This window comes from Jonquetella sp. BV3C21 (assembly GCF_000468895.1).
Classification (GTDB): Bacteria; Synergistota; Synergistia; order Synergistales; family Dethiosulfovibrionaceae; genus Jonquetella; species Jonquetella anthropi.
The window spans coordinates 85586-96516 of the sequence record NZ_AWWC01000016.1 but is presented as its reverse complement, the minus strand read 5'-3'; the positions used below and the strand labels follow the sequence as shown (position 1 = coordinate 96516).

General features: G+C 61.2%; 10 protein-coding genes. 4 read left to right on the top strand and 6 right to left on the bottom strand.

The genetic code is table 11. The features are described 5' to 3' along the window. Positions 1–30: 30 nt before the first annotated feature. Together mce and HMPREF1249_RS04120 are read right to left on the bottom strand one after the other, a co-directional pair. Entirely contained in the window at positions 31–441 is a 411-nt protein-coding gene (mce, locus tag HMPREF1249_RS04125; RefSeq protein ID WP_008519862.1) for a methylmalonyl-CoA epimerase, read from the bottom strand. Positions 442–532: 91 nt separating this feature from the next. Next, a complete protein-coding gene (locus tag HMPREF1249_RS04120; RefSeq protein ID WP_008519860.1) occupies positions 533–1006 on the bottom strand; it encodes a universal stress protein in 474 nt (157 codons plus the stop codon). A 68-nt stretch (positions 1007–1074) separates the two neighbouring features. Between HMPREF1249_RS04120 and HMPREF1249_RS04115 the strand changes: the two genes are divergently transcribed. Further along, positions 1075–1611: a hypothetical protein gene (locus HMPREF1249_RS04115; RefSeq protein WP_021775865.1), complete on the top strand. Its 537-nt coding sequence runs from the start codon at positions 1075–1077 to the stop codon at positions 1609–1611. On the opposite strand, the gene HMPREF1249_RS04110 is transcribed toward HMPREF1249_RS04115, so the two are convergent. The 4 genes from HMPREF1249_RS04110 to gyrA are packed head-to-tail and all read right to left on the bottom strand — an operon-like array spanning position 1601 to position 6246. Continuing rightward, positions 1601–2380 carry an alpha/beta hydrolase gene (locus HMPREF1249_RS04110; protein ID WP_008523470.1) on the bottom strand — a complete coding sequence of 260 codons (780 nt, stop codon included), beginning with the start codon at positions 2378–2380 and terminating at the stop codon, positions 1601–1603. The two genes, HMPREF1249_RS04115 and HMPREF1249_RS04110, sit on opposite strands and share 11 nt — an antisense overlap. Beyond that, entirely contained in the window at positions 2377–3120 is a 744-nt protein-coding gene (gene pssA, locus HMPREF1249_RS04105) for a CDP-diacylglycerol--serine O-phosphatidyltransferase (RefSeq protein WP_021775866.1), read from the bottom strand. Before pssA ends, HMPREF1249_RS04110 begins: the two co-directional genes overlap by 4 nt. Then, positions 3117–3734, bottom strand: coding sequence for a phosphatidylserine decarboxylase (locus tag HMPREF1249_RS04100; protein WP_021775847.1), 618 nt, complete (start codon positions 3732–3734; stop codon positions 3117–3119). Before HMPREF1249_RS04100 ends, pssA begins: the two co-directional genes overlap by 4 nt. Position 3735: 1 nt before the next feature. Further along, on the bottom strand, positions 3736–6246 hold the full coding sequence (gene gyrA, locus HMPREF1249_RS04095; protein WP_008519851.1) for a DNA gyrase subunit A: 2511 nt from the start codon (positions 6244–6246) through the stop codon (positions 3736–3738). Between the two features lie 311 nt (positions 6247–6557). Between gyrA and HMPREF1249_RS04090 the strand changes: the two genes are divergently transcribed. From HMPREF1249_RS04090 to HMPREF1249_RS04080, 3 genes are all read left to right on the top strand, one after another. After that, positions 6558–8045, top strand: coding sequence for an AMP-binding protein (locus tag HMPREF1249_RS04090; protein ID WP_008519849.1), 1488 nt, complete (start codon positions 6558–6560; stop codon positions 8043–8045). A 51-nt stretch (positions 8046–8096) separates the two neighbouring features. Then, positions 8097–9488 carry a glutamate synthase-related protein gene (locus tag HMPREF1249_RS04085; protein WP_008523468.1) on the top strand — a complete coding sequence of 464 codons (1392 nt, stop codon included), beginning with the start codon at positions 8097–8099 and terminating at the stop codon, positions 9486–9488. Between the two features lie 70 nt (positions 9489–9558). After that, complete coding sequence (locus tag HMPREF1249_RS04080; RefSeq protein WP_008519845.1) at positions 9559–10902, top strand: aminotransferase-like domain-containing protein; 1344 nt, start codon at positions 9559–9561, stop codon at positions 10900–10902. Positions 10903–10931 lie beyond the last annotated feature (29 nt).

Below are 10931 nucleotides of genomic sequence, written 5' to 3'. Positions count from 1 at the left end.
GTCTGAAGGGCCGCTTTTTTTGTGCAGAGACTAGCAGTTTCCTCTTTGACACAGCTCCAGCAGGACGCCGCCGGTGGACTTGGGATGAAGGAACGCGATCATCGCGCCGCCGGCACCCCGCCGGGGCTTTTCGTCGATCAGCTTGACGCTTGCGGCTTTTAACTCCTCCAAGGCCTTTTCGACGTTTTCCACCCGAATGGCCATGTGGTGAATCCCAGGCCGTCCTTTTTCCATGAACTTGGCGACCGGGCTGTCCGGGCTCGTCGGCTCGAGAAGTTCAATTTCCGTGTCCTTAATGGGAAGAAACGCGGTTTTTACCTTCTGGTCGGCCACCTCTTCCACCCCAGTGCACTTGACGCCCAACACGGCTTCCCAGAACTTGAGCGCCTCGTCGATGTTGGGAACTGCCACGCCGATATGATCTACCACGTCCAGTTTCACTGTATCCTCTCCTTTGCCAAAATCCCCTCGTGGGCGGCGATAATTTTTCCGCTTAAAATCATATCAGATTCTCAGGAGCTCTGAGAGACGTTCAGCTTTTCGCCGGTTCTTCTGTCTCGTCCGGACGGTACAGCAGGACCGAAGTGGAGGCGTAGCGGATGACGTTGGAAGCGGTGGATCCGACCAGCAGACGTTCAAGCGCCGAGTGGCCCCGGTACCCGACAACGATCATGTCGAATTTCTCGTCCGACGCGGTGGTGCAGATCATCAACGTGGGGTTGCCGGCCAAAACGGCCACGTCTTCAATGCAGTCCGTGACGTCCGGCTCCGCGGCTTTCGCGTCGTCGATGTAGCCTTGAAGCTTTGTCTTGGCGGTCTGGGTCATTTCCTCTTCCAAACTGGCTGGCAGAGACGGCTCGTATCCCTTCCACGTGGCGACGTTCGGGACGGCGTGGATCACTTTTACCTTTGCTTTAAGGCTTGTGGCAATCCGGCACCCATAACGAATCACGTCTGACGCGAGAGCGCTTAAATCGACGGCGATGAGAATCTTACGAACGGTCATGGAAAGGCCTCCTTTAATAAAAATTGTTAGTTCGTCCGAAACAACGCGCTGGAGAAAGGAGAAAACTCGTGAGACAAAATATTTCGAGCGCGGTCAACCGAAAAATCGTTTTCTGCGCGCTTTTCGCTGCTCTGTTGGCCTGCGCTGCAGCCGGATTGTGGATTCTGTGGCCCGGCTGGCAGGAGCGGTTCCTCTGGGGGTGCTGTCTGCTCGTCTGCGCCTGTCAGGCTAAACAGGACTTCGAGAGCCTGACCGTGAGCGACGGGCCGACGGTTCTTCTCGCCCTATGCGCCGCGGCAGTCCGCACTCTCAGCGGGACGGCCTTTGACGGATTGCTCGGACTGATTCCCGGCGCCTGTTTGGCTCCTTTTGCCTTTCTGACATTGATCGGCTGGGGAGATGTCCTGCTTGTTATGTCGGTCGGCGCGGCGCTGGGGCTTCGTTGGGGACTGACGGCGCTGGGAATTGGGTGTTTTGTCGCCGGCCTCGCGGCGGGAATCGGCCTTCTGACGGGGAAAGTCCGCCACGGTCAAGTCTGGCCGTTTGCGCCGGTCCTTTTTCTGGGCGTCTTTTTGGCGGTTTTCATCCCGGCGGTCAGTTTTTAGTGCTCAAGAGGACCTCCCGGAGTTCCCGAACCATGATCTGGAGCGGCAGCCTGCTGGGCGAGCCGTTCAGCGTCCGAAACGAGTGATCCGCTCCATCGACGACGAACCACTTTTTATCGTCGCAGACGACGCCCTCATAGAGCCTGCGGCACGACGGCTGGTCGAACGAGGCGTCCAGGGAGCCGTAAAACGAGCGAAACCACGCCGGCCGGGCGTTGCGTGCGGCCTTTTCGAGGAAGCTTCGGTCGGGCAGGTCGCGGAGAATCGGCAGGGCGAGGGCGTCGCGGCACTCCGGCCGGAGCTGATCGCCGCTGCCTGAAACGATTAACCCGTCGACGGGTACCCGCTCTGACGAGCCGTAGCCGCCAGCCGCCAGCAGGGCGATCAAGCCGCCGAGGGAGAACCCCCACAAGGTAAGCGGCAGGCGCGGATAGGCCGAAGCGACGGCCGACACGGCAGCGGAGGCGTCGGAGAACTCCTGCTCGAACGTCTTACCGCCAAACGCGGCTTTAATCCAGCCCATCAGGTCGCTTCCCCAGCTGAGCCGGTCGCGGCACGACCGGCTTGACTCGACGAGCACCGGCAAAACCCCGCGCTCGGCCAGCATCCCGCCAAGAGAGGCGTATTTATTGCCAGGAAGGGGCTGAGCCCAGCTGTGAACGCCGTGAAACAACACAACGGCGCGGCGCGGTCTGTTCACCACGCCGACGGACAGGCGGGTAATTCGGTCGCCGTATGAGCCGGCCAGATCGACGGATTTCCACCTCATGACTTTTCGTCCCGATCTTTCTGTTGGGCTCGGTCAGTGCTCAGCCAATCGCTCCAATTGAAGCTCAACAGCCCGCTGGCCAGATAAATTCCCGACAGGATAAGGAACGTGACGCTTTTTAAAAGGGCGACCGTCACGAGGACGAAGACGAGCAGAGAGGCGATCTTCTGGAAGTGAATCGAGTTCCGTTTCAGGCTTTTCAGGTTCCCGTACGGGACGGATGAAATCATCAAGGTGCCGGACAGGACGGACAGCCCGGCGATCAGCGCCGGCGGCACGTGCAGCCCAGCCATCACCCACGACACCATGAAAATTCCGGCTGCGGGGATCGGAAGGCCTTGAAACGGCCCGGGACAGTGCACCACGTTGAACCGGGCGAGCCGGAGCGCGCCGCACAGGGTAAAGTAAAGCACCACGATCGTGCCGACTACGTCGGGAAGGTTTTTCAGGTACACCGTGTAGATCAGAAGCGCCGGCGCGACGCCGAAGCTGACCACGTCGCCCAAGCTGTCAAACTCCACGCCAAAATCGCTGCTCAGTCCCATGGCCCGGGCGACCATGCCGTCGCAGAAGTCGAACGCCACAGCCATGGGGATCATCCAGGCGGCGGTAACGTAGTGTCCCCGAAGGGTCAGCACCATGGCCAACATGCCGCACAGCAGGTTGCCGCTGGTAATCATGTTGGGAATATTGCTTCGGATGGGTATTTCCCGAAGTCTTCGGCGAGCAAGAAGTTTCATTCCTTCACCTCCGCAATCACCGTTTCTCCGGCGACTGTTCGCGCCCCGACGCTCACGGACAAAACTGCGTTCAAGGGCAGGTAGACGTCGACCTTTGATCCCAGCAGGATCATTCCGTACCGCTGTCCCGCAGCAAATGAGTCGCCTTTTTTGACACTGCAGGCGATCCGTCGGGCAACCAGCCCGGCGATCTGGCACTGGAGCACCCGGCCGTGGGCTGTTTGGTACCCTAGGAAAAACCGCTCGTTTTCGAGCGACGCCTTCGGGGCCGAGGCGACCCACTTGCGCCCCGGAATGTAGTCCAAGTACTCCACCGTGCCGGCGCAGGCCATTCGGTTGACGTGAACGTTCAGCGCGTTCATGAAAATGCCGATCTTGACCGCTGGACCGCAGTACGGGTGAGACGTGCGGACGATCTCAGTCACTCGGCCGTCTGCCGGCGCGACGAACGCCCGCGGGTTGTCTGGCGTTTTGCGTTCCGGATCCCGGTAGAACCAGCCGACCAGCAACGTGACCGGCAGAGTTAAAAAGAGCGCCGGCGGAAAACAAAACAGCCCGACGGCTGACAGGGCCAGCCAAACGAGAAGAGGCCGCCGTCCTTGGGGGGCCAGCACGCTAGGCCTCCGTTTCCGGCTCGTCGACCGGCAGGGTTAACTGCCGAGGGTCGGCGTCCGTCAGGGACTCCGGAGCCATCGGCGCCGGGATGACGCTAACGCTTGCCAAGAGGTCGCCGTCGTTCAGGCGAAGGACGATCGAGCCGGTGGCCGTCCGGCTCAGCAGCGGGATATCCGACGCGGAAAGGCGGATCATCCGTCCCTTTTCGGTCATCAGTCCGACCTCGTCGGACGAAGCCACGCCGACCGCAGCGGCCAACCGGCCGGTACGCGCTCCTAGGTGCATGGCCTGAACACCGCCGCTGCCTCGGTGGTGAATCGGGAACTCCTCCGGTTTCGTGCGCTTGCCGATACCCGTTTCGCTCACTAGGAGCAAGTTTTCATCCGGTGCCACGGTCCAAGCGGCGATAATCCGGTCGTCCGGCGCCAGCTTCATGGCCTTCACGCCCCGGGCCGCCCGTCCCATGGGCCGGAACTCGCTCTCGTCGACGTGGGCGGCCTTGGCCTTAGACGTAACTAAAAGGACCTTTGAATTGCCGTCCGTGTCGATGATCGCGGCGATTTCGTCGCCGTCGTCGAGGGACAAAACCCGCCGGCCGGCTCGGGTCAGGTTCTCCAGTTCTTCAGCGTCCATGCGCTTGCCGATGCCCCGCTTTGTGATGAAAAGCAGGTGGGACGTGGCGGTCTCCTCAAGGGTACCGCGCATGGCCACGACGCGTTCGTCGTCGGTCAGGGAGACGAATTTGCTGACGGCGCGTCCTTTGCCGGTCTTTGTCTCAGGAATCATGTGCCCCCGAATGGCGAAAACCCGCCCGCGGGACGTGAACAGGAAAATATCGCTGTGAGTGGACGTGACGGCCATCTGGCCGACCTCGTCGTCGTCCTTGAGGACGGCGCCCAGCCGACCTTTTCCGCCCCGGTTCTGAAGGTTGTAGTTCTCCAGCGGCGAGCGGCGCAGGAAGCCGTCCTTCGACAGGGTGACCAGAATGTCTTCCTCTGGCAGCAGGTCTTCCAGCGAGTCGCCTTCCGTTGGCAGAGCCGCGCTCAGCTCCGTTCGGCGCTCGTCGGCGAACTTGCGGCGCAGCTCGCCCAGTTCGTCGTTGATGACGCCGTCGAGAACCGACGGGTTGTCGAGAATTGAGCGGTATCGTTCGATGTCGGCCAGCAGCTGGGCCAGCTCGGCCAGAAGCTTTTCCCGCTCCAAGCCGGTCAGGCGCTGCAGCCGCATGTCCAAAATAGCCTGTGCCTGCAGGTCGGTGAAGGCCAGCTCGCCGATCAGTCCGGCTTTCGCGTCGTCGGCGGTCTGAGCTCCCCGAATGATGGCGATCACCTGATCGATGACGTCCAGCGCCTTGCAGAGCCCTTCGACGATGTGACGGCGCGCCTCGGCCTTGTCGAGACGGAACTGGGTGCGCCGTCTGACCACCGAGCGCCGATAGTTTAAGAACGTTTCAAGGAGCTGTTTTAAGTTCAGCTCCACCGGCTTGTTGTCCACCAGCGCCAAGTTGATGATGCCGAAGGTGCTCTGGAGGGACGTGCGGCTGTACAGCTGCCGCTGAACCAGCTCGGCGTCAGCCTCTCTTGTCAGCTCAACGACCAGACGAAGGCCCTTGCGGTCCGACTCGTCTCGGATATCCGAAACGCCGTCGATCTGTTTTCCCTGCACGCCCTTGACGATGCTCTCAATGAGAGTCGTCTTGTTGATCATGTAAGGGATCTCGGTGATGACCACGTTCGTTTTGCTCCGGGACTTCTGCTCGACGTGGCATTTGCCCCGCAGGATGATCTTTCCGCGGCCGGTGCGGTAGGCGTCTAAAATTCCCTCTCGGCCCATGATGATACCGCCGGTGGGGAAATCCGGGCCGGGCAGACAGCTCATCAGATCGTCGAGCTCGGCGTCAGGCCGGCGGATCAGCAGCCTGAGAGCGTCGACCACCTCGCCTAAGTTGTGAGGGGCCATGTTGGTGGCCATGCCGACGGCGATGCCGGTGCTGCCGTTGATGAGCAGGTTTGGCAGGGCCGACGGGAGCGTCAAAGGTTCTTTCAACGACTCGTCGAAGTTCGGGCCCCAGTCGACCGTGTCCTCGTCGATGTCGGCTAACATCAGCTCGCCGGTCTCGGCGAAGCGGGCTTCGGTGTACCGCATGGCCGCGGCGCTGTCGCCGTCGATGGACCCGAAGTTTCCTTGGCCGTCCACCAGCGGGTAGCGCATGCTCCACTCTTGGGCAAGACGAACCATCGTCTCGTAGATGGCGCTGTCGCCGTGGGGATGGTATTTACCCATCGTCTCGCCGACGACGCGGGCCGACTTTTTGTACGGCTGATTATGCTTGATGCCCAGCCCCATCATGGCGTACAGAATACGGCGCTGAACCGGCTTGAGCCCGTCTCTGGCGTCCGGCAGAGCTCGCCCGACGATGACGCTCATGGCGTAGTCGAGATAGCTGTGCTTAATTTCCTCGACCAGCGGATGAACCGTTACCCGGCCGAGATTATCTGGCGTTTCGATCATGTAAAAACCTCCGTTTGCCAAGAAGAGGGCAGAATCTCCCCTTATTATTTTCTATTTTAGCACGGGAACCGCTGCCAGGCCCGATGGGAGCTTTTTCGGCGCGTATATTTCCTTCGGCGGCTCGATTGGCGAAAAATTGGCCGGACCGTCCGTAAAACTGTAGAACTGAGGCGTTTCCTCAGCGGGAAGTTATTTTTCTTCGGAAGATTGATGAGGAGAAAGAGAACGCTTGTGGTAGACTTTTAGCGATATATGCAGGATGAAAATGCTGAAATTGAATTTGGTCAGAAGGTTCAGGGGGAGAATGAACGATGAACGGGAAACGACTGGAAGAACTTATTTCTGAGGCGTGGGCGTCCCCGCGATCTCAGATGTGGTATCAGGGACAATGGCGTTCCAGCGACTGGCTTTTTCGCGCCAGTGAGACGATGGAATGCTCCCTTCGTGAAGCCGGATTTGGCACTGGGCAGCGGCTTTTAGCTCTGCTTCCCGTCTGTCCGGAGTTCCATGCCCTTTCGCTGGCCTGTTGGCGGCTCGGCGGGACGATCGTTCCGGTTAACACGGCGGCCGGCATCGGGGCGATTGAATCGGTGGTTCGCCGTGCCGACGCGTCTTTGGCGGTGCTTGGCCCTGAGACGCTCCCTCACAAAGCTGATATGGAGAGCTGGGGACAGCCCTGCGCGAACGTTTCTCCCGAAGGGGAACTTTCATCGGTCAAGGTGCGGGCTACCCAGCAAGACGACCCGGAGACGGCGGTCATCTTTTTCACCTCCGGGACGACCGGCGTTCCGAAGGGCGTTCCCCTGACTCACGGGAACCTTCGTTCAAACATTGAATCGGCGGTGCAGCATGCCATTGAGCTGACGGACGACATGGTCATGCTGAACGTTCTGCCCAACTTTCACGCGCTGGGATGCGTGGTGAGCGGGTGGCTGCCCCTCGTTGCTGGGATTAAGCAGGCCATGGTTCGGTCGTTTCTTCCCGTCTCTGCGGTGGTCGAAGCGGCTCAGGCGTCCCACGCCAACTTGTCGGTCATGGTGCCGACGATGCTTCACTTCCTCGTTGGAACGCTCCTGAAGGCGAGAACGTCTCTGCCTGACATGCGGCTCGTGATCAGCGGCGGCGATCGGCTGGCGACCAACTTGGAGCTTCGCGCCCGAGAGGTTTTTTCCGGCGCTCGGCTCGTGGAGGGGTACGGCGTGACCGAGTCGTCCCCCGTCCTCGCAGTGACGGCGCTCGGCCGTGAGCACCGCACCGGCACGGTCGGCACGTTCCTGCCCGGCGTGGAATATAAGCTGCAGGGGCTTGACGGCAAGCCGGCGCAAGGGAACGAGGGCGAGCTGTGGGTCCGCGGGCCGTCCATTACGACTCATTACTTCAGGGATCCGGAAAACACGGCGCTGCGCTTTAAAGACGGATGGTTCGGGACCGACGACCAAGTTCGGATCGACCCGGACGGCACGATAACCATTCTTGAGCGGGTTAGCGACCTGATTATCGTGGGCGGATTCAGCGTTTACCCGCAGGAAGTCGAAGCGGCTTTGGCGTCCCATCCGGCCGTCCGGCAGGCGGCCGTTGTGGGACACAGACAGTCGGTCAGCGGAGAGGTTGTTCGGGGGTTTGTCGTTTTGGCGGACGGCGCTTCCGTTTCCTCGTCAGAGCTGATTGAGTGGTGCCGGCAGCGGCTCCCCCACTTCAAAGTCCCGCGAAAAATTGAGTTCCTTTCCGAACTCCCCGTCAACGCCCTTGGCAAGGTGCTGCGGCGCAAACTTCGCGAGCTGTGCGAAAAAGAAAAATAGCGAACTGAGCCGTTTCTGGAGGCGGCTCGGCCCATCTGGAGATGGTGCACTGTGTCCGTGTACGTGTGTCCGATGTGCGGCTACCGGTACGACGAAGAAGCGGAGGGCGCTCCTCTGTCTTCTTTGAAAGAGTGTCCGCTGTGCGGCTGTCCGATCTCGCAGTTTGAGCAGGACTCCGAACCGGAAGCTCAGCCCAAGCCGGAAAGAACATCCGGCGGGGACTTGGCCTATCCGGCCGAGTTCACCAAGACGGACCCGAAGATTCGATACATGTCGGAGATTCAGGAAATGGCCCTGACAGGCCGTCCTCTTTCGGGCGCCATGGGAACGCTGATGCCTATTCCCAACTGGGATGGGCTCGTCTTGCCGGGCGCTCAGCTGGATCCTATGCCGTTGGACGACGGTGCGGACGTGCGGATCGAAACGGTTATCGGCCCGAACGCGGCCCGGCCGCTTGAGCTGTCCGGACCGGTCTACGTCTCTCACATGTCGTTCGGAGCCCTTTCCAAAGAAGCGAAGGTTGCCCTTGCCCTCGGTGCCTCAGCCGTCGGGACGGCGACCTGCAGCGGCGAAGGAGGCATTCTGCCGGAAGAACGGGCAGCTGCCGCGAAGTATATTTTCGAGTACATTCCCAACCAGTACAGCGTTAACGACGAGAACCTCCAAGCCGCCGACGCGGTGGAGATAAAGGTCGGTCAGGGGACAAAGCCCGGCATGGGCGGCCACCTTCCCGGCGCCAAGGTCACCGAAGAGATCGCCCGTATCCGAAACAAGCCGGTTGGGCAGGATATTTTGAGCCCTTCCCGCTACCGGGATATCAACTCGCCGTCGGATATGAAGGACTTGGTTTCGAGCCTTCGTCGGCGGTCGAAAGGCCGTCCGATCGGCATCAAAATTGCCGCCGGACACGTGGAAAATGACTTGGCGTTCTGCTTGGCCGCCGAGCCGGATTTCATCACGATCGACGGCAGAGGCGGCGCGACTGGTTCGAGCCCGCTGATCCTGCGCGAGGCCACTACGGTGCCCACCATATCAGCCCTCTGCCGGGCCCGGCGTTTTCTCGACCAAAAGGGAAGCGGCGTTCAGCTGGTCATCACAGGCGGACTTCGGATTTCTGCCGACGTGGCCAAGGCCATCGCCCTAGGGGCCGACGCGGTCGCCATGGCGACTGCCCCGCTCATTGCCTTAGGCTGTGCCCAGTATCGGATATGCGGCTCCGGCAAGTGCCCGATGGGCGTGGGGACTCAGGACGCCGAGCTGCGGCGGCGGCTTGACGTGCCAGCGGCTGCCAAACGGGTGGAGAACTTCTTCGCTTGCCTGCTGACCGAGCTTCGGACGTTCGCCCGGGTCACCGGTCACGCCAGTTTGATCGACCTAGGGCCGAACGACCTGTGCGCCACAGATCGAACCGTCGCAGAGATGACCGGGATTCGGCTGGGGTAAAGAGGATCATCATACGGACGGCGCGACGGCTTGATGCGGCCGCCGCGCCGTTTTTTGAGGCGGTGAAAACATGATCGAGTTGGCTCTTGACCGGTCTGCGCCGACGGCACTGTACGTTCAACTTGCCGACAGACTGTCTGATCTCATTCGCTGCGGCGCTCTCGGCCCGAGCGAGCGGCTGCCGTCCAGCCGAAGCATTTCTGCCGACTTGGGCGTGAGCCGGCAGACGGCGGTGGACGCGCTGTCTGAACTGGTCAGTCGGGGGCTTGTAACCGCCCGGGGGCGGAGCGGTTTTTTCGTCGCCTCGGGCCGGCAGGCGCGGGACCGACAGGAGTGGGGCGCTCTCCTGCACATGGACGACGACCGGCCGGAAGGGCTGATGGTTCCGGCCAAAATTCTTTCCAGCGCGGCAGACGCGCTGTTCTCAGACCATCGGGCGTTTGTCGCTTCGCCGGTGGCAGGCTGGGAATCGCTTCGGCGGCTACTTGTCCGGCACAGCGCCGCCCGGGGAATCGCCGCTCAGTGGTCCCATATTTTCCTGACTTCCGGCGGCAGGCAGGGCCTGTCACTTGCTCTCATGGCGCTCAAAGAGCGCGGCGTCCGTCATTTGACCGTGCCAAAACTCTGCTGGCCCGGCGCTCCTCTCTGCGGCGAGGCCGAGGGTTTTGGAATTTCCCGCCTTCCTTCCGACGACCTGACCGAACTGGCGGCCCTCGGCCCGGCAGACGCCCTGTACCTGAACCCGAGCTTTTCCAACCCGACCGGCCAAACCATCGAGCTGGCCGAGAGGAAGGCCGTTTTAGAGGCCTCGCGTCGTCAAGGTTTTTGGATTTTGGAAGACGACGCGTACGGCGAACTGCGGTACGGCCCTGACGCCGTCCCGGCCTTCCGCGCCATTGCGTCCGACGGAGACCGGCTGGTGTACCTGAGCTCGTTCAGTCAAGCCCTTTGTCCGGGACTGCGGCTCGGGTATTGCCTAGCGCCCGAAACGCTCCACAAGTCCTTTGAAAACGGGCTGTTGCTCCGTTCCGGCCCTGCGTCCTCGCCGCTTCAGCTGTGGCTGGAAAAACTGATCGACGGCGGCGGCCTAGAGAGGGCGTTAAGCTGTGTGAGAGTTGAAACGGCCAGCCGAATGAGAACGCTGTGGGAAAACCTGAAGCGTCTGACGCGTCCGTGGTCGTCCAACCGGCCGCAGGGAGGAATTTACCTCTGGCTTTCGACGCCGGAGACCGACGGCCGCGAGCTGGCAGAACGGTGTTTTTCCCTCGGACTGGCGATCGCGCCCGGGCAGCTCTTTTCGTCCGACGGGCCGGTAAACGCGGTCAGGTTGTCCATCAGCTCCTTGTCGGGGCCTCAAATAGCCGAGGCTGTCACGCTGATTGAGAAAGCCAGCGGTGCGGTGTCGGAAAACTGAGGGCTCGATAATGAAAGCTGAGAGAAAAT